The organism is Maricaulis maris (assembly GCF_049116555.1).
In the GTDB taxonomy this organism is placed as follows: domain Bacteria; phylum Pseudomonadota; class Alphaproteobacteria; order Caulobacterales; family Maricaulaceae; genus Maricaulis; species Maricaulis maris_C.
In genome coordinates, this window is record NZ_JAGDYT010000006.1 from 490,727 (window position 1) to 517,447 (window position 26,721).

26 protein-coding genes are annotated in these 26,721 nt (G+C 64.3%); 6 read left to right on the forward strand and 20 right to left on the reverse strand.

Annotated elements, in window-relative coordinates:
* Positions 1 to 30: 30 nt before the first annotated feature.
* The 4 genes from ispG to JXQ94_RS09960 form a co-directional block, all read right to left on the reverse strand.
* Complete coding sequence (ispG, locus tag JXQ94_RS09945) at positions 31 to 1,176, reverse strand: flavodoxin-dependent (E)-4-hydroxy-3-methylbut-2-enyl-diphosphate synthase (protein WP_421923616.1); 1,146 nt, start codon at positions 1,174 to 1,176, stop codon at positions 31 to 33.
* Positions 1,177 to 1,358: 182 nt separating this feature from the next.
* The gene (locus JXQ94_RS09950) at positions 1,359 to 2,216 is read right to left on the reverse strand and encodes a helix-turn-helix domain-containing protein (RefSeq protein WP_421923617.1); all 858 of its coding nucleotides are present in this window, start codon (positions 2,214 to 2,216) and stop codon (positions 1,359 to 1,361) included.
* A 79-nt stretch (positions 2,217 to 2,295) separates the two neighbouring features.
* On the reverse strand, positions 2,296 to 4,587 hold the full coding sequence (gene ptsP / locus JXQ94_RS09955) for a phosphoenolpyruvate--protein phosphotransferase (protein WP_421923618.1): 2,292 nt from the start codon (positions 4,585 to 4,587) through the stop codon (positions 2,296 to 2,298).
* A 2-nt stretch (positions 4,588 to 4,589) separates the two neighbouring features.
* Entirely contained in the window at positions 4,590 to 5,807 is a 1,218-nt protein-coding gene (locus JXQ94_RS09960; protein WP_421923619.1) for an aspartate kinase, read from the reverse strand.
* A 192-nt stretch (positions 5,808 to 5,999) separates the two neighbouring features.
* Here JXQ94_RS09960 and ubiG point away from each other — a divergent pair, with 192 nt between their 5' ends.
* Complete coding sequence (gene ubiG, locus JXQ94_RS09965; protein WP_421923621.1) at positions 6,000 to 6,761, forward strand: bifunctional 2-polyprenyl-6-hydroxyphenol methylase/3-demethylubiquinol 3-O-methyltransferase UbiG; 762 nt, start codon at positions 6,000 to 6,002, stop codon at positions 6,759 to 6,761.
* On the opposite strand, the gene JXQ94_RS09970 is transcribed toward ubiG, so the two are convergent.
* The 4 genes from JXQ94_RS09970 to JXQ94_RS09985 are packed head-to-tail and all read right to left on the reverse strand — an operon-like array spanning position 6,758 to position 9,069.
* Entirely contained in the window at positions 6,758 to 7,180 is a 423-nt protein-coding gene (locus JXQ94_RS09970) for a DUF1178 family protein (protein ID WP_421923737.1), read from the reverse strand. The genes ubiG and JXQ94_RS09970 overlap by 4 nt on opposite strands.
* A gap of 25 nt (positions 7,181 to 7,205) precedes the next feature.
* Positions 7,206 to 8,024 carry a carbon-nitrogen hydrolase family protein gene (locus JXQ94_RS09975; protein ID WP_421923622.1) on the reverse strand — a complete coding sequence of 273 codons (819 nt, stop codon included), beginning with the start codon at positions 8,022 to 8,024 and terminating at the stop codon, positions 7,206 to 7,208.
* Between the two features lie 6 nt (positions 8,025 to 8,030).
* Positions 8,031 to 8,288 (reverse strand): glutaredoxin 3, encoded by a 258-nt coding sequence (grxC, locus tag JXQ94_RS09980; RefSeq protein ID WP_421923623.1) that lies wholly within the window; start codon positions 8,286 to 8,288, stop codon positions 8,031 to 8,033.
* 22 nt (positions 8,289 to 8,310) lie between these two features.
* Positions 8,311 to 9,069 carry a ComF family protein gene (locus tag JXQ94_RS09985; RefSeq protein ID WP_421923624.1) on the reverse strand — a complete coding sequence of 253 codons (759 nt, stop codon included), beginning with the start codon at positions 9,067 to 9,069 and terminating at the stop codon, positions 8,311 to 8,313.
* Between the two features lie 64 nt (positions 9,070 to 9,133).
* Between JXQ94_RS09985 and JXQ94_RS09990 the strand changes: the two genes are divergently transcribed.
* Positions 9,134 to 10,051: a methyltransferase domain-containing protein gene (locus tag JXQ94_RS09990; protein ID WP_421923625.1), complete on the forward strand. Its 918-nt coding sequence runs from the start codon at positions 9,134 to 9,136 to the stop codon at positions 10,049 to 10,051.
* A gap of 18 nt (positions 10,052 to 10,069) precedes the next feature.
* Here the strand turns inward: JXQ94_RS09990 and JXQ94_RS09995 are convergent, their stop codons facing one another.
* From JXQ94_RS09995 to JXQ94_RS10005, 3 genes are read right to left on the reverse strand one after another with little or no spacing between them, the layout of a single operon-like run.
* The gene (locus JXQ94_RS09995; protein ID WP_421923626.1) at positions 10,070 to 10,228 is read right to left on the reverse strand and encodes a Flp family type IVb pilin; all 159 of its coding nucleotides are present in this window, start codon (positions 10,226 to 10,228) and stop codon (positions 10,070 to 10,072) included.
* Positions 10,228 to 10,644: an 8-oxo-dGTP diphosphatase MutT gene (gene mutT / locus JXQ94_RS10000; protein WP_297730586.1), complete on the reverse strand. Its 417-nt coding sequence runs from the start codon at positions 10,642 to 10,644 to the stop codon at positions 10,228 to 10,230. Before mutT ends, JXQ94_RS09995 begins: the two co-directional genes overlap by 1 nt.
* Before the next feature lie 50 nt (positions 10,645 to 10,694).
* Positions 10,695 to 11,630 (reverse strand): peptidylprolyl isomerase, encoded by a 936-nt coding sequence (locus JXQ94_RS10005; protein ID WP_421923627.1) that lies wholly within the window; start codon positions 11,628 to 11,630, stop codon positions 10,695 to 10,697.
* A gap of 209 nt (positions 11,631 to 11,839) precedes the next feature.
* Here JXQ94_RS10005 and secA point away from each other — a divergent pair, with 209 nt between their 5' ends.
* Positions 11,840 to 14,707, forward strand: coding sequence for a preprotein translocase subunit SecA (gene secA, locus JXQ94_RS10010; RefSeq protein WP_421923628.1), 2,868 nt, complete (start codon positions 11,840 to 11,842; stop codon positions 14,705 to 14,707).
* Between the two features lie 18 nt (positions 14,708 to 14,725).
* The gene (locus tag JXQ94_RS10015) at positions 14,726 to 15,187 is read left to right on the forward strand and encodes a GNAT family N-acetyltransferase (protein ID WP_421923629.1); all 462 of its coding nucleotides are present in this window, start codon (positions 14,726 to 14,728) and stop codon (positions 15,185 to 15,187) included.
* A gap of 156 nt (positions 15,188 to 15,343) precedes the next feature.
* On the opposite strand, the gene JXQ94_RS10020 is transcribed toward JXQ94_RS10015, so the two are convergent.
* Complete coding sequence (locus tag JXQ94_RS10020; RefSeq protein ID WP_421923630.1) at positions 15,344 to 15,913, reverse strand: acyloxyacyl hydrolase; 570 nt, start codon at positions 15,911 to 15,913, stop codon at positions 15,344 to 15,346.
* A 65-nt stretch (positions 15,914 to 15,978) separates the two neighbouring features.
* Positions 15,979 to 17,172, reverse strand: coding sequence for a phosphoserine transaminase (locus JXQ94_RS10025; RefSeq protein WP_421923631.1), 1,194 nt, complete (start codon positions 17,170 to 17,172; stop codon positions 15,979 to 15,981).
* An 89-nt stretch (positions 17,173 to 17,261) separates the two neighbouring features.
* Between JXQ94_RS10025 and JXQ94_RS10030 the strand changes: the two genes are divergently transcribed.
* Positions 17,262 to 18,410, forward strand: coding sequence for an aminotransferase class V-fold PLP-dependent enzyme (locus JXQ94_RS10030; RefSeq protein WP_421923632.1), 1,149 nt, complete (start codon positions 17,262 to 17,264; stop codon positions 18,408 to 18,410).
* Positions 18,407 to 19,309: a DMT family transporter gene (locus JXQ94_RS10035; RefSeq protein ID WP_421923633.1), complete on the forward strand. Its 903-nt coding sequence runs from the start codon at positions 18,407 to 18,409 to the stop codon at positions 19,307 to 19,309. Before JXQ94_RS10030 ends, JXQ94_RS10035 begins: the two co-directional genes overlap by 4 nt.
* On the opposite strand, the gene thiD is transcribed toward JXQ94_RS10035, so the two are convergent.
* From thiD to JXQ94_RS10070, 7 genes are all read right to left on the reverse strand, one after another.
* Complete coding sequence (gene thiD, locus JXQ94_RS10040; RefSeq protein WP_421923634.1) at positions 19,306 to 20,115, reverse strand: bifunctional hydroxymethylpyrimidine kinase/phosphomethylpyrimidine kinase; 810 nt, start codon at positions 20,113 to 20,115, stop codon at positions 19,306 to 19,308. The genes JXQ94_RS10035 and thiD overlap by 4 nt on opposite strands.
* Before the next feature lie 33 nt (positions 20,116 to 20,148).
* A complete protein-coding gene (locus tag JXQ94_RS10045; protein ID WP_421923635.1) occupies positions 20,149 to 21,108 on the reverse strand; it encodes a tetratricopeptide repeat protein in 960 nt (319 codons plus the stop codon).
* A 57-nt stretch (positions 21,109 to 21,165) separates the two neighbouring features.
* On the reverse strand, positions 21,166 to 22,014 hold the full coding sequence (locus JXQ94_RS10050) for a hypothetical protein (protein WP_421923636.1): 849 nt from the start codon (positions 22,012 to 22,014) through the stop codon (positions 21,166 to 21,168).
* Between the two features lie 141 nt (positions 22,015 to 22,155).
* Positions 22,156 to 23,046, reverse strand: a complete 891-nt coding sequence (locus JXQ94_RS10055; RefSeq protein WP_421923637.1) for a LysR substrate-binding domain-containing protein — start codon at positions 23,044 to 23,046, stop codon at positions 22,156 to 22,158.
* Between the two features lie 109 nt (positions 23,047 to 23,155).
* Positions 23,156 to 24,217, reverse strand: a complete 1,062-nt coding sequence (locus tag JXQ94_RS10060) for an ankyrin repeat domain-containing protein (RefSeq protein ID WP_421923638.1) — start codon at positions 24,215 to 24,217, stop codon at positions 23,156 to 23,158.
* A gap of 67 nt (positions 24,218 to 24,284) precedes the next feature.
* Positions 24,285 to 25,400 carry a glutathione S-transferase family protein gene (locus tag JXQ94_RS10065; protein WP_421923639.1) on the reverse strand — a complete coding sequence of 372 codons (1,116 nt, stop codon included), beginning with the start codon at positions 25,398 to 25,400 and terminating at the stop codon, positions 24,285 to 24,287.
* A 79-nt stretch (positions 25,401 to 25,479) separates the two neighbouring features.
* The gene (locus tag JXQ94_RS10070) at positions 25,480 to 26,670 is read right to left on the reverse strand and encodes a hypothetical protein (protein ID WP_421923640.1); all 1,191 of its coding nucleotides are present in this window, start codon (positions 26,668 to 26,670) and stop codon (positions 25,480 to 25,482) included.
* Positions 26,671 to 26,721: the final 51 nt, after the last annotated feature.

The window sequence follows — 26,721 nt, forward strand, 5'->3', positions numbered from 1 at the left end:
GATACTCCTCAGATACGCTTGCTCTCCTGCCTATTCGGCAGCTTCCACACTGTCACGCTCCGCCCGCAATTCCTCGGCGCGCGCTTCCACCATTCCGACGATGTGCTCGACCATTTCCTCATTGGAGACATTGTGGTCGGGTCGGCCCGAGACATACATCTTGCCGCGGCCTGCGCCACCGCCGGTAAAGCCGAGATCGGTCATCAGAGCCTCGCCGGGGCCATTCACCACACAGCCGATGATCGACAGCGAAATCGGCTCCGAGATGTGCGCCAGCCGGTTTTCCAGTGTCTCAACCGTGCGGATCACGTCAAAGCCCTGGCGGGCACAGGACGGGCAGGCGATGATGTTAACGCCGCGGGTCCGCAGGCCCAGCGATTTGAGAATATCGAAACCGACCTTCACTTCTTCTTCCGGCTCGGCCGAGAGCGAGACACGGATGGTATCGCCAATACCCGCCCACAGGAGCGAGCCGATACCGATGGACGATTTGACCGTGCCGATGCGTGTGCCACCGGCCTCGGTCACGCCGAGATGGAGCGGTGCATCGGTGGCTTCGGACAGGGCCTGATAGGCGGCGACCGTCAGGAAGGCGTCGGACGCCTTCACCGAAATCTTGTAGTCGCGGAAGTCGAGATCATCGAGGATGCGGGCATGATCGAGGGCACTCTCGACCATGGCCTCGGGACAGGGCTCGCCGTATTTTTCCAGCAGATGGCGTTCAAGCGAGCCGGCATTGACGCCGATGCGGATCGCACAGCCATGATCGCGCGCGGCCTGCACGACATCCCTCACCCGGTCCATCGAGCCGATATTGCCCGGATTGATCCGCAGGCAGGCCGCGCCCGCCTCGGCCGCTTCGATGCCGCGCTTGTAGTGGAAATGGATGTCGGCAATCAGCGGTACGGTCGCCGCTTTGGCAATCGTCTTGAAGGCCGCTGTCGACTCCTCGTCCGGGCAGGACACGCGGACCAGATCGACACCCGCCTCCTCGCAGCGGCGGATCTGGTCGATCGTCGCGCCGGCATCCGAGGTTGGCGTGTTGGTCATTGTCTGGACGCTGATCGGGGCATCGCCACCGATCTCGAGCGGTCCGACCTTAATGGTGCGGCTCTTGCGGCGCTCGATCATCCGCCAGGGACGGACCGAGCGCGGATCAGCGCTGGATTGCGACATCAACACTCTCCCTAGTCGGACGCGCCGAAAAGCGACGATCCGGGATAGGAGCTGGATATAGCGGTATTATGTCCGGTATGCGACCGGGGGAACGGCGTTTTGCTGCGGCTGGTCACTGCGGCGAACTGCCGCCTGACCCGTCAGGACCAGCGCGTCAGGACCAGCGCGTCAGGACCAGCGCATCACTGGGGCTGAACGTCGGCGGTGTCAGCCTCGGCCATGACAGGAAGATTTTCGACCGCCATTCCGGCGACACCCAGAAAGCCCACCGCCTCGCCATCGCGCAGCAGCTCGATCGCGCCCGCATTGGCGGCCGATACGGTCAGGCCCGGCTCGAGGGCCCGATAGACTTCGCCAACCGCCAGCTCCCGGGAGAACAGGATACGGCCAGAGGCATCGCGCACTTCCAGCCAGGTCGGCATGATCGCCCGCATCACGACCTGCCCGGAGGTCGTCGCGGCTTCGCCGATCGGCAGGCCGGACCAGATATCATCCACGCTGACCGCCACGCGGCCAGTCTCGAAATCCGCCCGCGCCCAATCCGGCGCGGCATCCGGCGGAGACGGCATGTTGGTCAGGGCCGATCCGCCCGCGAACTCTTCGGAATACCACCAGGCAGCCCCGGCGACGGCGACGAGGATCATCAGCGCGCCGAAGGCACCGCGTGGCAGCTTGATCGGTTCGCGTGTCTTTGCGGCAGCCGTCGGCTGGGCGCGCCCGGTCTCGGTATCGACCTCGCGCTTGAATTGATCGACCACACCGCCGGCATCGAGGGTGAGGAAATTGGCATAGGTGCGCAAATATCCGATGGCATAGGCCCGGGCCGGGAGGCCGCGCGGGTCCATGGTTTCCAGGGCTTCCAGATAATCCGAGCGGACACGGGTGCGTTCAGCGGCCTGGTCCAGGGTCAGGTTGAGCTTCTGGCGGGCCTCGCGAAGACGTTCGCCGGCAGACAGGTGTACGTAGCCAACCCCGTCGTCGGAATAGACGGCATCAACGGGAACAAAGTCCGCACTGGGAATCTGACTTACCATCACCATACCGCCGCTCATCCTTGCCGGAGCGATCGTCACTCACAAACGCGCCTGGAAGGAAAATCCTTAACGCATTCTTATAAGATCAAATCCCTCGTCCACTTTCAATGGCCTCGCGAGGCAATCCGGCATTTTCTCCCGCCTCGAGGAGGAGGGGACGCAGACTGTCCACGGGTTGTTGAAGGTGGTTCGCAAGCCAGGTGCCAAGCTTGCCGGCGTCCAGGCCGGACACCAGTTTCTTGATCGGTCCGATATTGCCCGAAGCCATGGAAAGACTTTGATAACCAAGCCCGATCAGCACCGCTGCCTCCAGCGGCTTGGCGGCAATTTCCCCACAAACCGAGATCGGCGTGTCGTGTTTCGCGCACAGATCCCGGACATGTTTGAGCAGATCCAGGGCCGCCGGAGCGAGCACATCGTATCGTTCCGACACACGCGTATTTTGTCGGTCGGCAGCATAGAAATATTGCATCAGATCATTCGCGCCGACCGAAACGAAGTCCACCTGGTCGATCGCGTGCTGCAGCGCCCAGGCCATGCCCGGCGTTTCCAGCATGATCCCGCAGCGTACTTCTGATGGCATTTCATGGCCCGCATGACGGGCATGACGCAGCTCACGGTCCAGCATTTCGCGCGCTGCCCGGGCTTCCCAGGGCGCGGCGATCATCGGGAACATCACGCTGAGCGTACGTCCGGCGGCTGCCAGAATGAGGGCGCGCAGCTGATAGCGCAGCAGACCGGGCCGATCCAGACCCATCCGGATGGCCCGCCAGCCCAGCGCCGGATTGGGCTCGACAGTCGATGGCGCGAAGGGCGCGACCTTGTCGCCGCCCAGATCGAGCGTGCGGAAGATCACCGGCTTGTCGCCCGCCGCGTCCAGCACCGATTTGTAGACGGTGGCCTGGGCAGACAGGCGCGGCAGGGTCTCGGCGACCATGAACTGGAATTCCGTGCGGAACAGCCCGACGCCATCAGCCCCCGTTTCATCGAGCGCTGTCAGCTCGATCAGGAGACCGGCATTCATGTGCAGGCCGATCCGCTGACCGTCCGCGGTAATCGAGGGGCCGCGCAATTCGGCATAGGACTGGCGTCGTTCGGACAGGGCCGCAACACGCCCTTCATAAGTCTCGACGACATCTGCCTGCGGCCGGATGTGCAATATGCCGAACTCGCCGTCCAGGATCACCGGATCGCCGGTTTCAGCCCGGTCCAGCGCGCCTTCCAGACGCCCGACCAGCGGGATACCCAGCGCCTTGGCGACAATGGCCGCATGCGACGAGGCCGATCCCTCCTCCAGGGCGATGCCTTTCAGCTTGGCCCGATCGAAATCAAGCAATTCCGCCGGACCGATATTGCGGGCGATGATGATCGCATTGTCCGGCAATTCCAGGGCGAGACCGCTGCCATCGAGATGGCGCAGGAGGCGATTCGCGAGATCCTCCAGATCATGCAGGCGTTCGCGGAAAAGCGGATCGGACGCCTTCATCAGCCGGGCCCGGTTCTCGTTCCGGACCCGTTCAACCGCGGCTTCCGCTGTCAGACCCCGCCGCACGGCTTCAAGCAGGCGCTCGAGCCAACCGCGGTCGTGGGCGAACATGCGATAGGCCTGCAGCACGTCGCGCGTCGGACCACCAAAGGGCACCCGGCCGCCTTCAAGCATCTCGTCGATCGAGGCTCGCAGGGATTTGATGGCGGCGTCGAGACGCTCCTCCTCACCGGAGGGATCATCAGCGATCAGCCGGGTCGATTCGACATGAGGCTCGAACAGGACCGCAACACCGCTGGCCACGCCATTGGAATAAGCCCCACCCTGAAAGCGCTCCGGGCGCGACTGGCGGACATCCAGACCGGCCATCTCTTCAGAATCAACAATATCGCCGGAGGCGACGATCTCGGCCAGCACCATGGCCACGGTCTGCAACGTCTCGATCTCGTCGCCGGCAACCTGGCGCTCGACCGCGGTCTGGGCCGTGAGAACACCGACCATGCGCCCGCCGCGAAGAATGGGCACGCCGACAAAGGTGTCGAAGGGTTCCTCACCGGTCTCCGGCTTGTAGGAGAAAGCGGCATGGGCCCGCGCATTGGACGTCGATAATGGCCGCGCCCGGCGTGCCACCAGACCAACAAGGCCCTCGCCCGGCCGCAAACGGACCGAGTGCACCGCTTCGCGCTTGAGACCGAATGTGGCGCAGAGCTCCAACGCATTGGACGGACGGGCGAGATAGATCGAACAGACGTCCCAGCCGGCCTCCTCGGCGATCATCGCCGTGAGGTGATCAAGGCGCGCCTGGGCATTTTCCTGCACCGCCATGAGCTGGCGCATGCGCTTGAGAAGATTACGCGGATCGCGAGTCGGTTTTGCCGTCATGTCTTCCATGCCTACACCTGATCCAATCCATAAGCCGCGTGCAAGGCCCGCACTGCGCGTTCCACGGCGTCATTCTCGATCAGCGCCGAGATCTTGATCTCCGAGGTCGCGAGAACCTTCACCGCAATATCCTGCTCGCCCAGAACCGCAAAAAGCGACCGGGCGACATCGGCTCGCTGACGCAGACCGGCGCCGACCACGGAAACCTTGGCCAGGCCAGTCTCCGCCGAGACCCGTACACCGTCCATGGCCTCCTCGAGCACGGCCTGGGCCCGGTCGAGATCGCGATGGGCGACGGAAAACTCGAGTGTGACCATGCCTGGCTGACGGGCATGGGCCTGAACGATCATGTCGACGCCCACCTCGGCGTCGGCAAGGCGCGCGAAACAACGCGCCGCCATATCCGAGCGATTGGAGGCGCCGTGAAGGGCGATACGGGCCTGATCGCGGGCATAGGCGACACCGGATACCAGGCGCCGTTCGGCAATATCGGTCTCGGCGACCACATCGGTACCGTGGCTGTCGCCGGAATTCAGGAAAGAGGATAGCACGCGCATCGGAACGGCGCGCGCCTTGGCAAACTCCACCGAGCGGGTTTGCAGGACCTTGGCACCCTGGGCGGCCAGTTCCAGCATCTCGTCATGGCTGATCGCGTCAAGGCGCTTGGCGCCCGGTTCGATGCGGGGATCCGTCGTGTAGACGCCGTCGACATCGGTGTAGATGTCACACCGCGCCTTGAGGGCGGCTGCCACGGCCGCGGCGGACAGATCGGTCCCGCCCCGCCCCAGCGTGCGCACCTCTCCGGCCTCGTTGATGCCTTGAAATCCAGCGACGACCGGGATGACCCCGACCTCGATGGCCGCTTCGAGACCGGTCGCATCCATTCCGGCAATGCGCGAGGCACCGGGCGGACCGTCCGTAATCACCGGTATTTGCCAGCCGAGGAAGGATTGCGCCTTCAGTCCGCGTTCGCGCAGGGCGAGCGCCATCAGGGCCGCGGCGGCCTGCTCGCCGGCGGCGAGGGCGACATCGGTTTCAGGATCGCCGAGTCCGGCGCCGAAGGCATCAGCCAGGCCAAGGATACGGTCGGTTTCGCCGGCCATGGCCGAGACCACAACCGTCATGACCTCGCCTTTCGCGGCCGCGTCGGCCACCAGGCCGGCCGCATGCCGGATGCGCTCGACCGACCCGACCGAGGTGCCACCAAATTTCGCCACGACTCGCGTCATGCACCCTGTCCCTCGCGCTTCCCCAATTCGCTCGCTGCGACCATAACGTCGCACCGGGCTCGATTAGACGCACCGACAGGGCCATATTAAGGCTCGAACGGGGCGCCGCGCTGGCGGTTAGGTAAGCGCGAAGCGCACCGCACGCAACGCCTGAACGCAATAAGACGCGGATTCACCCGCGAGGAGAAACCCATGACCAGCGCCGCCGCGCCCGACCCGCTGAACCGGCCCTCCATCGATCCGGAAGAGGTCGAGAAATTCTCCCGGATCGCTGCCGAGTGGTGGGATCCGGACAGCAAGTTCAAACCCCTGCACAAGTTCAATCCGGTACGGCTGGGCTATATCCGCGACACGATCTGCCAGCATTTCGGCCTGACCGGAGACAAGCCGCTGGCCGGATTGCGGATTCTCGACATTGGCTGTGGTGGCGGTCTGGTCTGTGAACCCATGGCCCGCCTGGGCGCGAGTATCACCGGTGTTGATGCCGCCGAAGCCAATGTGAAGACAGCCAGCGTCCATGCCGATGAGCAGGGCCTCGAAATCGATTACCGCCACGGGGTCGCCGAACAATTGATCGAGAATGGCGAAGCGCCCTTCGATGTCGTGCTCAATCTGGAAGTGATGGAGCATGTCGCCAATCCGCATACCTTCCTGGTCGACTGCGCCAACCTAGTGAAGCCGGGCGGGCTGATGATCTGCGCCACGATCAACCGCACCTCCAAAGCCTTCGCCCTGGCCATTGTCGGCGCGGAGTGGGTGATGGGGTGGCTGCCCAAGGGCACACACCGCTTCGGCAAGCTCGTCAAACCCGGCGAAATCCGGGCCGCTCTGGCCGAAGGCGGAATGCATCTGCGCGGGCCAGTCGGCGTCAATTACAACCCCCTCACCGACCAATTCTCGATCGGCTCGGACACGGCTGTGAACTATATGGTTGTCGCGGAGAAGCCGGCCTAGTTCAGCTTTTTCGGCGGCGTTGGCGCGAGGGCGTCGGGTAGCGGGGTGACCGGCACGCCGTCCTCGCTCAACGCTTTCGACTCCTTGGGACTGGCCTCGCCATAGATCAGGCGTTCCGGCTTCTCACCGGCGTGCATGGCCCGGGCCTCGCGGGTGAAGTCCTCGCCGACATAGTCGTAATTCTCGCGAATATGCGCCTTCACCTTGTTGGCCATCTCGGCCAGCCGGTGTTCGACCCGAGCTTCGCGTTTGCGCGATGTCGCGACGGCCGGGGCCGCCAGCGCCTTGCGAACCTGGGTCGAGCCGCAATGGGGGCATTCAACCAGGCCGCGGCCTGCCTGGTCATCAAAGCCCGCAGAATCCGAGAACCAGGCCTCGAAATCATGGTGGGCATCACACAGGAGCGAATAGCGGATCATCGCGGCAATCGTCGTCCGGACAGCGTCAAAGCGGACCCGCCAATTCCCGATCATGCTCCAGCGCGGGGACGCGGCGCCGCGCTTCGGCGACCTTGCGCAGATCGAGCGAGGCCCGCAAGAGACCCGGATTATCATGATCGAGCTCGGCGACGGTCTCGCCCCAGGGCCCGATAATGATGGAGTGCCCCCAGGTCTTGCGACCGTCCGCGTGCAGCCCGCCCTGGGCCGGGGCGAGGACGAAACTCCCGGTCTCGATGGCGCGGGCCCGCAGGAGGGTATCCCAATGGGCGCGCCCGGTCGGCTTTGTGAAGGCGGCGGGGACGGTCAGGATCTGCGCGCCGGCCTGGGCCAGTCGCCGGTAAAGATAGGCGAAGCGGACATCATAGCAGATCGACAATCCCAGCCTGGCCCCGTCGATGTCCTGCACGACAAGCCGGTCACCGGCCTGGTAATTGTCGCTCTCGCGATAGGTCTCGCCCTGCCCGAGCCCGACATTGAACATGTGGGCCTTGTCATAGGTCGCCGTGGTCTCACCAGCCGGCGAGAAAAGATAGCTTCGATTGGCGGCCCGGCGCTCACCGATCCGCACAGCCAGCGATCCGATCAGGAGCCAGATGCCCAATTCCTTGGCCAGTGCCGCGAATACCGGGATGGCCGGGTCGGCCTCGGGCGCACGCATCACGGCAAAGGCGGCGTCGGCATCCTTCTGGACCAGATGCGTGGTCTCCGGCGTGGCAATGAAGGTCGCACCGTCCGCCGCAGCCGCGCGGATCAGCGCGCTGGCCGTCGCGACATTCTCGGCCGGGTCGATGCCCGACCGCATCTGGACGAGGGCGACATCCATATCGGATCAAGCCTGCAGCAGGGCGTCGAGCTTGTTGCCGCGCTCGAGCGCCATCAGCTCATCGCAGCCGCCGACATGCATGTCGCCGACAAAGATTTGCGGGAAAGTCCGGCCACCATTGGAGCGCTGGATCATTTCCTGGCGCTTGGTCTGGTCGAAGCCGGCATCGATCTCGTTGAAGGCCACACCCTTCTGCTTGAGTAGCGAAACAGCGCGCGCGCAATAGCCACACATCGGGCGGGTATAGATGGTTATGTCAGCCATGGGTCACTCCAGATGATCCCTCTTAGATAGTTGGATCGGTTTCGCGTACAACTCGGCACAATGCCACAACCCGAACCGAGGCGGCACCGGCGCGTTTCAGCTGCCGTGCACACGCCGACACCGTGGCTCCGGTCGTGACCACGTCATCAATCAGGACCAGGTGCCGGTCGCGAACCTGCTCGGGCTGCGGAACGTGAAAGGCAGCCGCCATATTGCGTCGTCGCATGCGCGCCGTTCGGCCCGCCTGGCTGGGCGTCGCGCGCCGGCGCAGGAGCGTGTCGGTCCAAAGCGGCAGACCCGTCAGCTCCCCCAAGGCCCGCCCAAGCAGGGCGGACTGGTTATAGCGCCGCGAGATCAGGCGTCGCCAGTGCAGCGGCACCGGCACCAACGCGTCGGCACCGTCCAGACAATCCTGCCCGGCTCTCGCCATCCAGCGGGCAAAGGGCGCAATCATCTCGCGCCGGTCGCCATGCTTGAAACCGACCACGAGCGGGCTGGCGGCGGCGTCATAGGCGAGCGGCGCCCGCGCCCGGTCATAGCGCGGCGGGTTTGCGGCACAATTGGCGCAGACCGCCGCTGCACTCCCGCCTGATCCACCGGGATAGGGAAAGGGCCAACCGCACAGATCGCACCAGGGCGCATCGAGAAAGGTCAGGCGCGACCAGACCGAAGGTGACACATGTCCGACCCGATCGACCGGGTCGCCGGCCAGCGGACAGACCGGCGGCCAGGCGAGGTCCGCCAGGAAGCGACCCGCCGCTCTCAGCCCTTGCCACGCCATCGCGCCCTCCCTTTTAAGCAGCGCCCCTCTTTTCCTGACCGGGGCTTGGGGGCATATCCGCTGCATGACATCGCAAGCGCCCCCCGCCCTGTTCGACCGCGCCTTGCTGCGCCAGCGCCGCGCGCGAATTGCGGGTAGTGTGTCAGATTACAACTTCCTCGCGCAACGGGCTTTCGAGGATATTGGTGACCGGGTGGTCGGAATCACACGTGATTTCGACCGCGGCGCCCTGCTCGGCGGCGGCCCGGGCCTGATGGCCGCCCCCGCCGGCGCGCGCGTCCGGGAGAAAGTTGGCTGGCTGTGCCGGGCTGATCTGGCGACGTCGATTGCCGCGCAGCTGACCCGCCCGACACTTGCCCTCGACGAAGAAGCCCTGCCTTTTGCCAGTGAGAGCCTGGATATCGTGCTGGCGCCCTGGGGCCTGCACTGGACCAATGACCTGCCCGGCGCCCTGGTGCAGATCAATCACGCCCTCAAGCCCGACGGCTTCTTTGCCTGCGCCCTGCCCGGCGGAGCGACCCTGACCGAGTTGCGGCAATGCCTGATGGCGGCCGAGAGCGAGCTGACCGGCGGTGTCGCAGCGCGTGTCTCCCCGCTGGTCGGGACTTTCGACCTGGCCGCCCTGCTTCAGCGGGCGGGCTTTGCCATGCCGGTCGCCGATGTCGATCGCGTCACCGTGCGCTATGATCATATCTTCGCGCTGATGGCCGATCTGCGTGGCATGGGTGAAACCTCCATCCTGGCCGACCGGCCGCGCAAGCCTGCCACGCGCACCCTCTTCGCCCGCGCCGGCCAGATCTATGCCGAGCGTTTCGCCGACCCGGACGGCCGCATCCGCGCCACCTTCGAAATCATCCACGCTGCCGGCTGGGCCCCGCATCCAGATCAACCCAAACCGAAACGGCCCGGGTCAGCCACGCACCGGCTGGCAGACGCGCTGGGCGTGAAGGAGACTTCGCTGGATGAGAAGGCGGGGGGTTAGGGGGGCTTTCGCCGGCCCCTAAAACGGCGCCGCTGCGCTCGTGAACATGTCCATCACGGCCGGGCCGATGACCGCCAGCGCACCGATCCCGATGATCGAGACAAGAACCCCGATCATCGCGTATTCGATCGCGGTGGCGCCGCGCTGGTCGCGGGCGAGGCGAGTGAGAAGCTTCATCACAGACGATCCCTCAGTTCGGCGGCCAGGGAGATGTCGGCGGCGGACATCTGGTAGTCGCGCAGGCGTTCCTTGCGGACCCAGGCCAGTTCCTGACCTTCATTGGGATGGGGAAAGCCGTCCCAGGTGCGGCAGAGGAAGAGCGGCATGACGATGTGGAAATCGTCATAGGGATGCGACACGAAGGCAAAGGGGTGCAGACACCGTTCGCACGGCTCAACACTCAGCTCTTCGCGCAATTCACGCACCACAGCCTGCTCCGGCGTCTCTCCGGGCTCGATCTTGCCGCCCGGAAACTCCCAAAGCCCCGCCATGGCCTTCCCTTCGGGCCGCTTGGCGATGAGGATGCGGCCATCGGCATCCAGCAAGGCACAGGCAGCGACAAAGAGCACCGGTTTGGGGCTACAAGCAGTCATGGTCCCACATCTCCCTTAAGGACGCGTGCAGAAAGGCGGTTAATGGCCGCCTAGCCGGGCTGTTCGGTGTTGAGGTTTTCTTCAGGGTCGGGCGCCGCCTCATCTCCGGTCATGTCCAGTGCGCCATCCTCGCCCTCCGGGGCAAGTCCGCGCGACAGGTCAGGGCGCTCGACGACCGCATTGGTCCGCAAACCGTCGATCAGCGCCTCGATCTGGTCGAAGGTATAGAAGCGGGTGATGTTCGGGCGCAGCGCTTCCAGTGAAGGCGGCGGCTGTCGGCGCCGGTCCACCACGGTCAGCAAATGCCAGCCGAACTCGGTCCGGAAGGGCGCGGACACGCCCCCCTCCGGCGTGGCGAAGGCGACCGCGCCAAAGGCCGGCAGGATGCCCTCGCGTGAAAAATAACCAAGATCGCCCCCCTCGAGACGCGTCGCCTGGTCCTCGCTGAGCGCCACGGCGAGCTCGGCAAAGTCGCGGCCCTGATCAATCAGGTCCCGAATGGCGATGGCCTCCTCCTCAGTCTGGACGAGGATGTGCCGCGCGCGGACTTCCGCGCCCAGCGGGATAAGCCGAATCTGCTCCTCATAGATGCGCTGGATGGTCTCCTCGGGCACCGCCTCGTCCACCGCGGTCTCGACCAGGACATTGGCGAGGATGCGTTCCTCAGCCTGCGCCAGGCGGCGGCGGGCGACTTCGGACTGGTGCAGACCGCGACGCCGGGCCTCCAGCGCCAACAGGCGCTGATCGACCAATTCATCCAGGATCCGGTCGAAGTCCTCGCTGCCCATCTCCGGAACAGGCTCGCCGCTTTCCTCGCCCTGGGCGGTCGCTTCACGCTCGACATCGGAGCGCCGGATCAGCGTCCCGTCGACCCGCGCGACGACCGGATCGGCCTCATCCAGGGACAGGATGGGGGCCTCTTCGGAGAAATCTTCCGCTGTTCGCCGCGGCTCGGGGCCGCACGCGATGCAAGATGCAGTCAGCACAAAAATGCAAAAGAGCCTGAAAACAGACACCTATAGCGCCTCACCTGCTAAAGGGACGGGACTTGATTGCCGCGCCGCTTGATTGACAGTTACACCCCTCATCCTTAAGTCACCCTGACGTTTCAAAGCAATGCTGTCGTCCCCGGCGAACGGAACGAAACCTGGGCGCCGGACGCCAGCTGCCCAGTAGTTCGCAAAGCCTGAGCCACATGCTGTCCATTGCCCGCAAGATCTTCGGTTCCGAAAACGACCGCAAAGTCCGCCGCCTTCGCCCCATCGTTGAAAAAATCAATGCGATGGAGCCGGAGTTCCAGACGCTTTCCGACGACGCGCTGAAAGCGAAGACGGTGGAGTTCCGCGAACGCCTGGGCAAGGGCGAGAAGCTCGACAACCTCCTGCCGGAAGCCTTTGCCGCCGTTCGCGAAGCCGCGAAGCGGTCGCTCGGCCTGCGCCCCTACGACGTCCAGATGATGGGGGGCGTGGTGCTGCACGAAGGCGCCATCGCCGAGATGAAGACCGGTGAGGGCAAGACACTCGTCGCCACCCTGCCCTGCTATCTCAATGCGCTGGAAAGCAAGGGCGTTCATGTCGTCACGGTCAATGACTATCTGGCCACGCGCGACAGCGAATGGATGGGCCGGGTCTTTGCCCAGCTGGGCATGACCACCGGCGTGATCGCGCATGGCATGACCGATCCGGAACGCCGCGCCGCCTATGCCTGCGACATCACCTACGCGACCAATAACGAGCTCGGCTTCGACTATCTGCGCGACAACATGAAATACTCGACCGACGAGATGGTGCAACGCGGCCACGGCTTCGCCATCGTCGACGAGGTCGACTCCATCCTGATCGATGAAGCGCGGACACCGCTCATCATTTCCGGCCGCACGGAAGATCGCACCGAATTCTACAAGACGATCAATGAGCTGATCCCGCTCCTCGGCGAGGAATGCTACGAGATTGACGAGAAAGCCCGCTCCGTTCTCCTGACCGAAGAGGGCAATGAGGAAATCGAGCGCCTGCTGCACGAGCGTGAACTCCTCGCGGAAGGCGACCTTTATGATGTCGAGAACATCCAGGCCGTCCATCACGTCAACCAGGCGCTCAAGGCGCACAAGATCTTCGTGCGCGACAAGGATTACATCATCAAGGACAATGCGGTTGTCCTGATCGACGAATTCACCGGCCGCATGATGCCGGGCCGCCGCCTCTCCGACGGCCTGCACCAGGCCATCGAGGCGAAGGAAGGCACCGAGATCCAGCCGGAAAACCAGACCCTGGCCTCGGTCACCTTCCAGAATTATTTCCGCCTCTACGGCAAGTTGGCCGGCATGACCGGTACGGCACTGACCGAAGCGGACGAATTCTTCGACATCTACAAGCTCGGCGTGGTCGAAATTCCGACCAACAAGCCGATCGCGCGGATCGACGAGGAAGACGAGGTCTACCGCACACTGGAAGAGAAATACGCTGCGATCATCGACGAGATCGTCGATTGCCAGGAGCGCGGTCAGCCCGTTCTGGTCGGTACCGCCTCGATCGAGAAGTCCGAAGTCCTCGATCGGCTGATGAGCGACAAGGCCCTGTTCAAGAAGATGCTGGGTCATCTTTATCCGAAGGATGAAGCCGCCAAGGCCGAGTTCGAGAAATCCGCCCGTCCGTCGATCCGGACCCTGCCGGAAATGCTCAAACTGATTCCGCTCGAGCACCAGGTGCTCAATGCGCGGTATCACGAGCAGGAAGCCTTCATCGTCGCCCAGGCCGGTGTGCCGGGGGCCGTGACGATCGCCACCAACATGGCGGGCCGCGGCACGGATATTCAGCTCGGTGGCAATCCGGACATGCGTCTGGATGCCTGGAAGGCCGAGCAGGAAGCGGCCGGCAAGACGCCGACCCAGACCGAGATCGATCGCGAAACCGACACGATCAAGGCCGATATCGCCGAGAAGAAGAAGAAGGCGCTGGATGCGGGCGGTCTCTACGTTCTCGCCACCGAGCGCCATGAAAGCCGCCGGATCGACAATCAGCTGCGCGGCCGGACCGGTCGCCAGGGCGATCCTGGCCGTTCGAAATTCTTCATCTCCGTCCAGGACGATTTGCTGCGGATCTTCGCGCCGGAGCGTCTGGACGGCATCATGCGCACGCTGGGCATGAAAGAGGGCGAGGCCATCCAGCACCCGTGGATGTCCAAGGCGCTCGAGACCTCTCAGCGCAAGGTCGAGCAGCGCAATTTCGACATCCGCAAGAATGTGCTGAAATACGATGATGTCATGAATGACCAACGCAAGGCGGTCTTCGAGCAACGCATCGATTTCATGCTGTCCGACGATGTTGCCGATGTCATCAAGGACATGCGCCAGTCTTCCGCCGAAGACCTCGTTACCGAACATATCCCGCCAAAGGCCTTTGCCGACCAGTGGGATATCGCCGGTCTCAAGGAGGAGCTGAAGGCCACGTTCGGACTCGACCTGCCGGTCGAGGCCTGGGCGGAGGAAGAAGGCATTGCCGACGAGGAGATCCTCGAACGCATCAGCGACGCCGCTGACAAGGCCTATGCCGAAAAAGCGGCCAATGCCGGCCCGGACCTGATGCGCCGGATCGAGAAGTCGATCCTGCTCCAGGCCATCGACATCAATTGGCGCGAGCACCTGCAGAATCTCGACGCCATGCGCTCGATGATCGGTCTGCGCTCCTACGCCCAGCGCAATCCGCTCAACGAGTTCAAGACCGAGGCCTTCAACCTGTTCGAGCGCATGATGGACAATCTGCGCGGCGAAGTGACCAAACAGCTCATGCTGATCCGCTTCGAGCGCGCGCCGGCTCCGCCCAAGGCACCGGAAGACATCACCGCGACCCATATCGATCCGCGCACCGGCCGCAATGAAATGGCCGATCCGGCTGACGGACCGGTGGCGCCGCGTGTGGCACCGACCCAGCGCCGCGTCTCCACACCGGCACACCCGAACAAGCCGGAGACCTGGGGCCGTGTGGCCCGTAACGCGCCCTGCCCGTGTGGCTCCGGCAAGAAATACAAGCAGTGCCACGGTGCCATCGGCACCGCGCCCAGCACCTGATCCGTTGACGGTGGCACTATGAGCGAGGTCTGCCTTCGTCCCGCCCGTACAGGCGAAGAAGACGCACTCTCGGAGCTTTGCCTGAAGTCCAAGGCGCACTGGGGCTATGACGAGGCCTTCATGGCCGAGGTCGCCCCCTATTTGCGGGTCACGGCCGAAGCCATCGAGGCCGGTTACACCACCGTCGCCGAGCTTGAGGACGGAACGATGCTGGGCGTCTGCCAGATCGATCCGGGTGCCCATCATGGCACGCTGGACCTGCTCTTCATCACCCCTGCCGCCATCGGCAAGGGCGTCGGTCGCGACCTCTTCGAGGACGCCAAGGCCAAGCTGAAAGCGCGCGGAGAGACGGTGATGACCATCCTCTCCGACCCCTATGCCGAAGCCGCCTATATCCACATGGGCGCCCGCCGCGTCGCCATGCGCCCGAGCGACGTCTTCAAGGGTCGTGAATTGCCTTGGCTGGAAGTGGCGCTTTAGCCGAGACCCGCCGGCCGATCATTGCGCGATGCCCCCGCTTGAACGCAAGGGGCGACCTGCTGGGCGCCTTTCTCAGTCGCCAGTCAAGCCGGCGCACCCACCGTCAACGCCGAGACAACGCCGCCGGCGACCATGGTCAGCCAGAGAGCCCGCCCCCTAATTTCCGAAGCGATAGCCCAGACGGATGCCGGCATTGTCGAGCGCCTGGTTACGGCCGGATGCGAGGATTTGGCCGTGCGAGATGTGCTCGTAATAGACGCCGACGGACCAGCGCTCATCGAGGTCGTAATCCAGCCCGATCGCGTTGTGGAAGAGGATTTCATTGCCCATCAGCGAGCGCGTGGTCGCCAGGCGGATCCGCGTCGGATCACCCGGAGGCGCGTTCGGGTCAATGTCCTCGACACCATCATTATAGGTCAGACCGGTACGGAATTCGAAATTGAGGTTTTCGGCAACTTCAAAATCCCAGGCCAGACCGGTCCCGCCGAAATTGGTCAGACCATTGGTGTTGAACGAACCATAGAGATAGGGGCGCGGCGACCAGATCGCGTCGAGGAAATCCGGCGAGGCAAAGAGCAGGTCGACGGTGATATTCGGGCCATCTTCAACATGATCAGCGAGGTCATGCGCGGTCACGCCGAGACGGAATTCCATCCCGCGATCCTCTGCCAGGCCGGCACCGGTGATCAAGGCGAAGGCGGCGGCTGTCGTCAGGAAATGTTTCATGATGTCCCCTTGGAGCCGCCGATGCGACCCGTCTGTTTACAGTTGCAAACGGGATAAAGCGTGTCTCAACCCGCGTCCAGAGCTTCGCGATAGGCCCAGTCGAGCCAGGGACCGAGTGCGGCCAAATCATCACGCTCGACTGTCGGCCCGCACCAGATGCGGATACCCGGCACGGACGCGCGGTGCATATTGATGTCCAGCGCCGCATTCTCGCGCTCCAGCAAGGTCGAAATCTTCTTGGTCAGATCCCAAAGCGCGTCCTCGCCAGCCGCAATCACGGCCGGGTCGGTGTATTTCAGCGTCACCGAGACCGGCGAGCGGTGGTCGGGATTTTCGCACAGATAATCAACCCAGTCGGCCTGGCTGACCCAGGCATCCAGTGCCGCGAAATTCTCTTCGCGACGCCGGATCAATTCCGGCAGTCCACCAATCCGCGAGGCCCATTTCAGGGAGGCGAGATAGTCCTCGACCGCCATCAGGGACGGCGTGTTGAGGGTCGAGCCTTCATAGACGCCCATATTGGCCTTGCCCTTGGCATGCAGCTGCAGCAGGCCCGGAATCGGCCAGTCCGGACGCCAGGCATTCAGACGTTCGATGGCACGCGGGCTCATCACCAGCATGCCGTGCTGGGCCTCTCCGCCCATGCATTTTTGCCAGGAGAAAGTCAGCACATCGATCTTCGACCAGTCGATCTCGACGGCAAAGGCCGCCGAGGTCGCGTCGCATAATGTCAGACCCTCGCGATCGGCATCGATCCAGTCAAAGCCGGGGATCCACACTCCTGCTGCCGTGCCGTTGAGAGTGAAGATCGCGTCTCGCTTGCCGTCATACTGACCGATATCGGGAAGGACGCCCGGCTCGGTCTGGAACACACGGAGGTCTTTCAGCTTGAGCTCGTCGCGGGCGTCAAAGGTCCAGCGATTGCCGAACACGTCCCAGGAGAAGACATCCGTACCGCGCTGGCCCAGAAGCGACCACATGGCCGCTTCCATGGCCCCCGTGTCCGAGCCTGGCATGAGGGCGACATGATAGCCTTCCGGCAGTTCGAGCAACGCATGTGTGCGTTCGATCGCTTCCTTGATCCGGGCCACCGGAGCGCCGGCGCGGTGGGTCCGCGAGAGCGGTGCGTCGGCCAGCGCGTCCCAGGACCAACCGGGGTACTTCTTTACCGGGCCGCAGGAGAAGCGCGGATCAGCGGGGCGCAGGACGGGCTTGGGATTGGGGCTGCGGGTCGCGGTGGGCGTATCGGTATCGGCCAAGTCGGTCTCCGGGGAATCGCGGGCGGCGGGACAGGTTATGTTGCAGTGCACGTTGACGCCCTGACCGACGCGGGGCAAGAGCTTTCGCCATGAGTTCTCCCTCCCTTATCCCGCCACAGCGCGACCGGTTCGAGTTGCCACGCGAGACCTGCTATCTCAACGCCGCCTATATGGGCCCGATGCCAACCACCGCCATCGCCGCCGGACAGGATAGCTATGCCCGCAAGGGCCAGCCCTGGCAGTACGGCGTGCAGACCGATTTCTTCGACGCGCCGGAGCGGCTTCGCCAGAAAGCAGCCCGCCTGTTCGGCGCGCGGACGGATGATATCGCCCTGGTCCCGGCCGCCTCTTACGGGCTGGCCAGCGCAGCGCGCAATCTGGCACCCGACGCGAAAAGCGAAATTCTCGTCCTGAACGAGCAATTCCCGTCCAATGTCTATGTCTGGCGCGAACTCGCCGCCGAACATGGGGCTCGTGTCCGGGCCGTATCCCGTTCAGACAATCAAAGCTGGACCGAGGCCATGCTCACGGCGATCTCGCCCGCGACCTCGATCGTCGCCTGCCCGCAGGTTCACTGGGCCGATGGCGGCGCGCTCGACCTGGCCGCCATCAGCGATGCCGCCCGGCGCCAGGGTGCGGCGCTGGTTCTGGACCTGACCCAATCATTGGGCGTGATGCCGTTCGATCTCGCCGCCATCCAGCCGGATTTCGCGGTCGCCGCCTCTTACAAATGGCTGCTCGGCCCCTATGCGATGGGCTTTCTTTATGTCGCGCCCCATCATCAGGACGGCGAGCCACTGGAGCAGAACTGGATTGTCCGGGACCGGGCCGAGGACTTCGCTCGCCTGGTGGAGTATGCCGATGACCACGCGCCCGGCGCCCGCCGTTTCGACATGGGCGAGCGTTCGAATTTTCAGCTTGTTCCCGCGGCAGTCGCGGCGCTGGATGCCATGCTCGATTGGGGCGCCGACGATCTGGCGGCGACGCTTGGTGCGAACAATCAGAGCCTGGCAGACCGGCTGCGGCCGCTGGGTCTGACACAGACAACGCCCGACCGGGCCGCGCATTATCTCAGCCTCTCCCTGCCGGATGGCGCGCCTGCCGACCTGGTAGCCCGATTGGCAGCACGCGAAATATTTGTCTCGCAGCGCGGCGACCGGATCCGCATCACACCCCATGTCTACAATGATGAGGCAGACTTCCAGTCCCTTGGCGCGGCCCTGAAAGACTTGCTGTGAACACACCCTCGACGCCGCATCAGGTCGGCCTGAAAGACTGGGCGGCCCTGTTGCTGCTGACCGTGCTTTGGGGTTCGGCCTTCGCCTTCATCAAGCATGGCGTCCAGACGCTGCCGCCAGGCGCGCTGATCTTCGTCCGCCTGAGCCTCGCTGCCCTGGCCCTGACAATCTGGGCCCATGCCCGCGGCCGGCGGCTTCCGCCCTTGTCGGACCGGCGCTGGTTGTGGATGGCCGGACTGGGCCTTTTCGGCAATGCGCTACCCTTCTTCCTGGTCAGCTGGTCGCAGCAATTCATCGACAGTGCGCTGGCGGGGATCCTTGTCTCGACCATGCCGCTGGCGACCATTGGCCTGGCCCATATCTTCGTCCCGGGCGAACGCATGACCCTGCGCGCCGTGCTGGGTCTGGTCGTCGGCTTTGCCGGGGTGATCCTGCTGCTCGGCCCCTCGGCACTGGCGGGACTCGGCGGGGCAGATACGCTGGCCCAGCTCGCCATCATCGGCGCAGCGGTCTGCTACGCCATCAACGCCATCCAGGCCCGCCTCCTTCCGGAGACGCCGCCCTCCGTGTCCGCGGCCGGCATGTTGATCATGGCAACAATCTTTGCCCTGCCCCTGGGTATCTGGGATTTGATGCAGGTCGAGAATGTGGCCGGCAGTGCCTGGGCGTCTGCGGCCTGGCTCGCCCTCGGCCCGACCGCCTTTGCCTCGGTGATCCTGATGCAGGTTGCACGAACAGCGGGTCCGAACTTCCTCGCCATCGCCAATTATCTGACCCCGATCGCCGCCCTGCTGACCGGCTTGCTGATCGGCGAGACCATTGGCTGGACGGTCGCGCTGGCGCTCGCTGTGATCCTGTCAGGCGTCTGGCTGGCCCGTGGCGGCCGGCGTATCGATTAGGGTCGCATCACCCAGGCGTGATTGACCGGACCGTGACCGGCACCGAATCCGGGTGCCCGCGCGATGGCTTCGTGCAGATAATCGCCAGCCCGACGCACGGCGTCCGGCAGAGCTGCACCCTCGGCCAGCAGGCCGGCAATTGCCGACGCCAGCGTACAGCCCGTCCCGTGAGTATTCCGTCCGGGCAGGCGCGGCCGCTCCATCAGCTCCATGCCGCGTGCCGAAACCAGCACATCGGTCACGACATTGCCCTTGAGATGCCCACCCTTCACCAGCGCCGCTCGGGCGCCCATCTCGACCAGACGGTTGGCTGCGTCCAGCTGACCGGAAATATCCTCGACCACGAGACCGGTGAGCTTTTCGGCTTCCGGAATATTGGGGGTAACCAGAAAGGCCAGAGGCAGAAGCCGGTCCCGAATGGCCGCTTCGGTCCCGTCATCCACCAGCGCATCACCCGAGGTCGCCACCATCACCGGGTCCAGCACGAGCGGGACGGACGGCTCACAGGCGCGCAGCCTGTCGGCAACGAGTGTCACGACATCCGCATTCGCCAGCATGCCGGTTTTGATCACATCCGCACCGATGTCATCGAGGACAGCATCGATCTGGCCCCTGAGGATGTCGAGCGGTACCGGGTGAATGGCCGAAACGCCGAGCGTATTCTGAACGGTGATTGCAGTGATCGCTGTCGCGGCGAACCCGCCCATTGCCGTGATCGCCTTGATGTCGGCCTGGATGCCGGCGCCGCCGCCGCTGTCGGAGCCGGCAATGACCAGAACGCGGCCTTTCGGTTCGCTGATATCCATGAATGGTCCGTCCGGATGGCTGAGTTGGTCGACCTATTGGTCGCGCAGGGCGCGCAGCCGAGAGCGCGCCCGCGCCGCTTCGGCATCGGATATCGCATGTGAGGCAGCCTGGTCATAGAGTGTCCGTGCGGCCTCACTATCGCCCTGCTCGACCCGGATTTCGGCCAGCGCGACAGTGGCGCGGAAATTCTCGGGCTCGAAAGCAAGCATTTGCTCGTAGATCGACGCGGCGGAGGCCAGATGGCCCTCGGCCCCGAGGCAGGCAGCCTGCGCATGCAGCAATTCGTCATCCCACGGGCTTTGCTCGACGGCCGCGGCCTCGGCAACACAGCTACCCGGCGGCGCGACCGCCGCATTGCTGCGAGCCGACGTGTCGCTTTGCGCGAACAAGGGGGTCGGAGCCCGGGCCGCAGGCGCCTGGGCCATTGCCGGTTCCGAGCTTTGAGCCGGCACGCCCGGCCCGGCGGCGGAACCCGCACCGGCATCGCTGGCCATGGGGTCTGCCATCGCGTGGACAGCTGCGGCGTCAGAGCCAAAGCCGGTATCAGCGACACCACCAGTACCGACCCCGGTTCCGGAGCTGGCAGGCGCCCCATCACGGCGCCCGGCGTCAACCAGACGGACCCTCTGCTCCGGCCCGACTTCCATGCTGACCAGAACGCCGCCCTGGCGCAGTTCTGCACGCGCGCCGGTCCAGGCCCGGCTGCCATAGAGGTGAATAACGCCACCCTGTTCGAGCGGGTCGACAGATACGGCGGCAACCAGCGTGTCCGATGCCGGCGAGATGACGCGACCGCGAACCTCCACGCCGGACACAGTGAGGCTCAACCCGCTCTCGGTTACCTCGGCGGTCACCCCGGACGGCTGTTCGTCGAAGGCAATCCATATCTGTCCGTGGCCGCCATCAACACGGGCACGCAGATCGACAATCTCGGCCGCGACGGGCGCGGTCAGGACAAGGCTGAGCAGGGAAGTCAGAAGTAAGGCTCGCATGCGAATGGCCTTGCTCTGCTTCGCGTAAAGACCGGGTTAAGCGGATCGTCGTCCCGTTCAACCCACCCCGGGGTCGAGCGCCGCGATCGGGCCGGCATTGCACGCATCAAAGCCAAAGGCCCCGATCAGCGTCCGGTCAGCCTCGCGTACCGCTTCATAGACATAGCATCCCTCACCGAAGGTCGGCATATCCCCGCGAACGAAAATCGGGTCGCCCTCGCCATACATGGCATCAGCCGCATCGAGGGGACGGACGGAATTGATCGCCGAGCCTTGTTCGCGTGTGGCGCATTCCCAGGTGCGGGTATCGACATCGACAATGCGCACGCCGGTCTCACCGCCACTCATCGTGTAGGCGATCGAGACATGCTGGGCGCGATCCCGGAATTCTGCCAGGCAAAGATCGATAATGGGCAGATAGTCGATGAGATAATTGGACCACCGGTCCAGCTCGCCGCCGACTTCACGTCCGCAGCCGCTCGCGGTCCGCCGACCAATCGACATGTCGGCGAAATAGATCAACGTGTCGCCGCTCGTCGTCCGGCACGGACCGGCCTGAAGCTCGAGATGTACCAGGCGCCCCTCGCTGTCCTCACCATTGAACTGGCGCAACCCGCCATCGAGATAGGGCATGGCGATGTCCAGATAGGCGGTGACGGCACGACCGTCTTCAAACGTCATCTGTAGCAGCGCACGCGCATCGCCCTCATCGTCGATATACGCAAGCCGCCCTGCCCATTCGCTACCTTGGAGGTCGTAGCCGGCCGTGTTCACAGGCGCGCGATCCGACGGTGCATAATTGAAAGCCGAACTGGCGAGCGGGCCGCCGCCCGACCCGGAATCCGTCGTGGCGCATGCGGCCAGGCTCGTCCCGATCAGTACAAGAATAAGTGTGCGCAAAAACATCTGGTCCAATGCCCCCTGATTAGTCAGGCGCCCAGCCTGTCGACCCGGCGCCCTGTCCCTCGCTGGCCCTTTTCCTGTCTAGCACAGGAAAGGCGCCGAGCGCGAGGATCCGGACCGGACGGCAAAAATCCGACCACCGGGTCAGATCCGTTCAGGGAACTGCTCAGCCAGGAAATCCACAAAAAGACGGACCCGATGCGCCAGATACCGGTTTGACGGGAAGACCGCCCACAGGAAACGAAGGTCGGCGTCCCAGTCGGTCAGGATTTCCACCACTCGCCCATCGGCGAGGGCCTCTTCGGCCGCCCAGCGCGGTGAACAGGCAATACCGACACCGGCCGCTGCCGCACTGACCGCAGCCACTGCGCCGTTGAGGGTAAGACGGCCATTGACCCGAACGTCGACCTCCTCCCCGTCACGAAGGAATTTGAGCATGTGCGGCGCCGGTTTATTGCGGTCGATCACCACTTCATGCTTGGCCAGGTCGGACGGATGTTGAGGCGTCCCCGCCCGGGCGAGATAGTCCGGCGAGGCCACGGCAGTCATGCAGGCCGCAGCCAGGCGTTTGGCGATCAGCGCGCTGTCGGGAAGATTTCCGATCCGCACACCGACATCGAAACCTTCATTGACGAGATCGACCATACGGTCGGCGAAGGAAAGGCGTACTTCCACCCCCGGCCATTCATTCATGAACCGGGTGACGATCGGCAGAAGCCGCCGGGCGCCAAAGTCGACCGGTGCCGCGACGCGCAGCACACCAGCCGGGGCGGATCGTGCATCGGCAACGCCCTGCTCCAGCCCGTCATACTCATCGAGCCATGGCCGGACCCGATCGAGCAAGGCCTCACCGGCATCGGTGAGACGCACGGACCGGGTCGTCCGTTCAAACAGACGAGCCTGCAAACGTTGCTCGAGCGCCGTGATCTGCTTGGACGCCGCACCGGGCGTCATCGCCTCGCGTTCGGCCGCCTTGGTGAAGCTCTCCAGCTCAGCTACCGAGCAAAAGAGGCGAAGGGCATCAATCCGGTCCATTTATTCCCCAATAGAAAGAGACGCGCTTGTTTCCGCTCATTTATCGCAAAACCCGCGTCATTCATATGGGGAGTCAAACCGATTCCGCCAGCCGACCGTAGCGGCTGTCTCAATCCGCGACCCGCTGGTCGAGCCGGTCCGCCACCTCGGGCCAGTCCAACATTCCGGCGACGGTGTGAAAGTCCGGCGTGCCGTCCGGGCGGATAGCGGGATCGGCACCGGCGTCCAGGAGCGCAAGGACCGCGTCACGCTGTCCCTCAAAGGCAGCCCAGTAGAGCGGTGTCGCGCCGGTGACGCCCTGCATGTCAAGGTTCGCGCCGGCCTCGGCCAGACGCCTGATGACATCCACATGCCCGGCTATCGCCGCCAAATGTGTCGCCGTCAGCGCCATTCCGTTTTCGCCGGCGCCATGATCGATGTCAGCACCCGCCCGGATCAGGCGGTCGACCGTCGCGCCATGACCTTCACGCGCAGCTTCGAACAATGCCGTGAAACCGATCTGGTCGGTGGCATGGATGTCGACTCCCGCCTGCAACAAGGCATCCACCCCCGAGTCATGCCCGACCCGTGCGGCCGTATGCAGGAGCGGCCGGCCGGCCCAATCCCTGAGCGCGAGCGGCTCAGCCAGCGCGAGCAATGCGGCGAAGGTCTCACGCTCATTCGCCAGCAGGGCGGCCTCCAGGGCCGCATGGGCGACCGGGCGTTCCGGACGCTGCGACGTCGCGTCCAGCGCGAGGGCCAGAACGTCCTGATGGCCGCGCCGGATCGCGATCTCTGCCACGGTGCCATGGCCGACTTGCTCCCCATTGGCACCAGCCTGGAAAAGTTCGGCAACCACAGCAGCATGGCCATAATAAGCAGCCCAGTTGATGGCCGGGTCGCCCATCGCGTCGGCGATATCAACCTGCGCACCCGCCTCCAGCAATACGCGAACAAGCGCCGGATCGGGATTGGAAGCCGCCAACATCAGGGCGGTCGCTTCCAGCCCCTCGTCGGAGCGCGCATCCGGATCCGCGCCAGCCTCGAGGCTGGCGGCCAGCGCAATCGCATCGCCTGCCTGCAGGGCAGCCTGCAGGTCAGAAGGTATCTCCGCATCGGCGGCGGCCATTGTGACCAGCCCCGTGCAGGCAATGAACAGGCTCGCCCGGATCCGGGCGAAAAGTGTGCGCATAGTGTCCTCCCGTGCCGGCGGCAAGGTTAGACCGCGGGCCAGCGCGGTGCGCCCAACAATTTTGTGATCAGTCCGCGAGCGCGAGCTTGTAATTGCGTCGCTGAAGACGAACCGGCAGCTGAAAATCAATCAGGTCCGCTGCGCCCATGCTGCGCAGCATTTCATCGACGGCCTGCCGGGCGCCACCCGCGAGTCCATCGCGATACTCCGTGACCCGCTGGAGCATCCAGAGCGCATAGGGAATGATCGCCCGGTCCGTCGTGACGACCGTGTCCCCATGCCCGATACCCACCTTGTGAAAGCCAAGTATACGCGGCACTTCGGACCCCGGAGCCCGATCCTTTGCCCAGGTCGCAAGCGCCTCGCTGGTCGCCTTCAGGACCGGCCAATGCTGCGCAGCAAAACGCTGCAGCAATTCTTGCACACCATCGGGAATTTCGTCGCCTGGCAGGAAGTCTCCGGTGAGACTGTGCTGCGGTGCGTGCGTATATTCCGCCCAGTCTGCGACGCGCGGTGCCAAGCGTCGCATCAATTCGCCAGATTTGGGATCGCGCAGCAAATGCGCATAGAGCGGACCGAGACATCCATAATCGGCAATGGATGGGCGGCTGCCAAACAGGAAGGCCTGGTTGGCCAGATGCGCGTCAAAGACGGCGAGGACGTCCTCGTAGGCCGCCTCGACTGCCGCCACGCTATCAGGGTTCACACCAAGTCCGCCAACAGAGCCGGAGAAGAATCCGACCGCCTTCTCGGCAGCTGCATACTGCTCGTCGGGAGAAAGATGGGGATGGCTCGTAGCGCCGAATTCCTGTTGCGCGAATTCGCGATTATAGGCCCAGCGATAGTGCATGGCGGGAATCACCAGCCATTCATCACCGAACAGCTCCAGGATCAGGGCCGCCATGCGCTGGCGCGGCGTGTCCGGATAGACAGACGGGCCTGGCGCATTGGCCTCGACATGATCGATGATCTCGGTCGTGTCCTGTAGCGTCACGCCATGCTCGGACCCGTCATTGTGGATGACCACCGGAATGACCGGCCAGCCGACGCGGGGCAGAATGTCCGCCTTGTAGACCTCGCGCGTCGAAAGGCGTTCGGTGAAGGGGACATTCTTCCAGCGCAGATAGCCGCGCACCTTGCCGGTGTAGAGAGATACCGGCGTTCCGATCAACGTGTAGGTCATGGGCGCTCCGCGAACAATGTCCGGTGAAGCCTAGCCTGCTTTTGCCGGCCGGCCAGCCCGCATCCTCATGGGCCGGGGGTCACTCGCTGGCGTCCGGGGCCCGCTCCGCCACATCGTACCAATGATCGACCGTATCGGTACCGACAATGATGGCGGCGCGCCGGCGAACCTCGGTCGGGGAGAGAAGACCTCGGTCCAGCGCCGATTGCAGCCAGTCGGAATATCGACCGCCTGACTGATCAAATCCATCCTCACGCATCGCGTGATACAGAGCCGCTGCAATCATATGCATGCCGTCGTCAGCGTGGCGCCACCGCATGCCCGGGTCGCGGGCGACCCCCATACGTTCAGATACAATCTGGTCCAGCGCCTGGGTGGAATCCTCGTTGATCACCCCCATGAAGGAGTTGTAGCCGAAGGCCGGATTGTGGTTCTCGACAATCGACCGCACCCAGGGATCGACTTCCAGGGCCTCCAGCCGCTGCAGCAGCGCGGGATCGTCTGTATCGAAGGGTGGGTGGAACAGCTCGTGAGCCGCGATGCGCAACTGCGTTTCGCCCGGCCAGCCTGAATAGGCGAGAAATCGCTGGCCCACGATGCGTATGCCGTAGGGTTGGGCGAACTGGACGATGAGGATCTCGATCTGCGGGTCCAGTTCGCGGCCCAGGAGACGCGTCTGTTCCGGGATGATGTCATAGGACGCCACTGCAGCATGATTGGTCTCTACCGCTTCATGTATGCCCGGCAGTATCTCGGCGGCGTACCAGGGTTCGAACCCGATTGTACGCAGGCCCTCCAACACGATCAGCACATCCGGCAACAAGGATTGCAGGCCGGCGTATCTATCCTCATTCCAATACGGTGAGCGCTCCAGGCCGGGTCGAAGCAGCGCGTCCGGATCGGCTGCGGACCGTATGATGTCCTCAAGGCTGGCGACCGGACCTGCCGAGAAGATCAGGGCCAGGGTCGGACCCGTCAGCGAGCCTCGGCTTCGCATGCGGTCACCAACCCGATCCAGTGCTGCGAGGGCCGCCGGATCAAGGTTGCTGCGGACGAATTCGATACTCTCCGGGTAGTACTCGGCTTGCAGCTCGTCTCCGGCGGCGGCGCCCAGCAACAGGAGGGCGTCCAACCCGGGTGCCGGGCTGACGCGCCATTGGGTCACCATGACCGTTTCCATTGTGGTTTGTGGCTCGGCAGGCTGTGACAGCACCGGTGGCAGCGCCATCAGGCTCAGCAGCCCGGCACACGCAACATGAATAATTCGCATTCGACTTGTCTCGTTTCAGATGACGCCCCCCAGGCGCGCGCCCATAAGATC

Excerpts from the sequence above, each read along its gene's own strand:
- JXQ94_RS09995 (WP_421923626.1), bottom strand. The coding sequence starts at position 10,228 with ATGAAGCTTCTCACTCGCCTCGCCCGCGACCAGCGCGGCGCCACCGCG.
- JXQ94_RS10060 (WP_421923638.1), bottom strand. The coding sequence starts at position 24,217 with ATGCGCACACTTTTCGCCCGGATCCGGGCGAGCCTGTTCATTGCCTGC.
- mutT (WP_297730586.1), bottom strand. The coding sequence starts at position 10,644 with ATGACTGCTTGTAGCCCCAAACCGGTGCTCTTTGTCGCTGCCTGTGCC.
- JXQ94_RS09985 (WP_421923624.1), bottom strand. The coding sequence starts at position 9,069 with ATGGCGTGGCAAGGGCTGAGAGCGGCGGGTCGCTTCCTGGCGGACCTC.
- JXQ94_RS09950 (WP_421923617.1), bottom strand. The coding sequence starts at position 2,216 with ATGGTGATGGTAAGTCAGATTCCCAGTGCGGACTTTGTTCCCGTTGAT.
- thiD (WP_421923634.1), bottom strand. The coding sequence starts at position 20,115 with ATGGATATCAGCGAACCGAAAGGCCGCGTTCTGGTCATTGCCGGCTCC.
- ispG (WP_421923616.1), bottom strand. The coding sequence starts at position 1,176 with ATGTCGCAATCCAGCGCTGATCCGCGCTCGGTCCGTCCCTGGCGGATG.
- secA (WP_421923628.1), top strand. The coding sequence starts at position 11,840 with ATGCTGTCCATTGCCCGCAAGATCTTCGGTTCCGAAAACGACCGCAAA.
- JXQ94_RS10065 (WP_421923639.1), bottom strand. The coding sequence starts at position 25,400 with ATGACCTACACGTTGATCGGAACGCCGGTATCTCTCTACACCGGCAAG.
- JXQ94_RS09970 (WP_421923737.1), bottom strand. The coding sequence starts at position 7,180 with ATGATCCGCTATTCGCTCCTGTGTGATGCCCACCATGATTTCGAGGCC.
- JXQ94_RS10015 (WP_421923629.1), top strand. The coding sequence starts at position 14,726 with ATGAGCGAGGTCTGCCTTCGTCCCGCCCGTACAGGCGAAGAAGACGCA.
- ubiG (WP_421923621.1), top strand. The coding sequence starts at position 6,000 with ATGACCAGCGCCGCCGCGCCCGACCCGCTGAACCGGCCCTCCATCGAT.
- ptsP (WP_421923618.1), bottom strand. The coding sequence starts at position 4,587 with ATGGAAGACATGACGGCAAAACCGACTCGCGATCCGCGTAATCTTCTC.
- JXQ94_RS09975 (WP_421923622.1), bottom strand. The coding sequence starts at position 8,024 with ATGGATGTCGCCCTCGTCCAGATGCGGTCGGGCATCGACCCGGCCGAG.
- JXQ94_RS10045 (WP_421923635.1), bottom strand. The coding sequence starts at position 21,108 with ATGCGAGCCTTACTTCTGACTTCCCTGCTCAGCCTTGTCCTGACCGCG.
- JXQ94_RS10020 (WP_421923630.1), bottom strand. The coding sequence starts at position 15,913 with ATGAAACATTTCCTGACGACAGCCGCCGCCTTCGCCTTGATCACCGGT.
- grxC (WP_421923623.1), bottom strand. The coding sequence starts at position 8,288 with ATGGCTGACATAACCATCTATACCCGCCCGATGTGTGGCTATTGCGCG.
- JXQ94_RS10070 (WP_421923640.1), bottom strand. The coding sequence starts at position 26,670 with ATGCGAATTATTCATGTTGCGTGTGCCGGGCTGCTGAGCCTGATGGCG.
- JXQ94_RS09990 (WP_421923625.1), top strand. The coding sequence starts at position 9,134 with ATGACATCGCAAGCGCCCCCCGCCCTGTTCGACCGCGCCTTGCTGCGC.
- JXQ94_RS10055 (WP_421923637.1), bottom strand. The coding sequence starts at position 23,046 with ATGGACCGGATTGATGCCCTTCGCCTCTTTTGCTCGGTAGCTGAGCTG.
- JXQ94_RS10050 (WP_421923636.1), bottom strand. The coding sequence starts at position 22,014 with ATGTTTTTGCGCACACTTATTCTTGTACTGATCGGGACGAGCCTGGCC.
- JXQ94_RS09960 (WP_421923619.1), bottom strand. The coding sequence starts at position 5,807 with ATGACGCGAGTCGTGGCGAAATTTGGTGGCACCTCGGTCGGGTCGGTC.
- JXQ94_RS10030 (WP_421923632.1), top strand. The coding sequence starts at position 17,262 with ATGAGTTCTCCCTCCCTTATCCCGCCACAGCGCGACCGGTTCGAGTTG.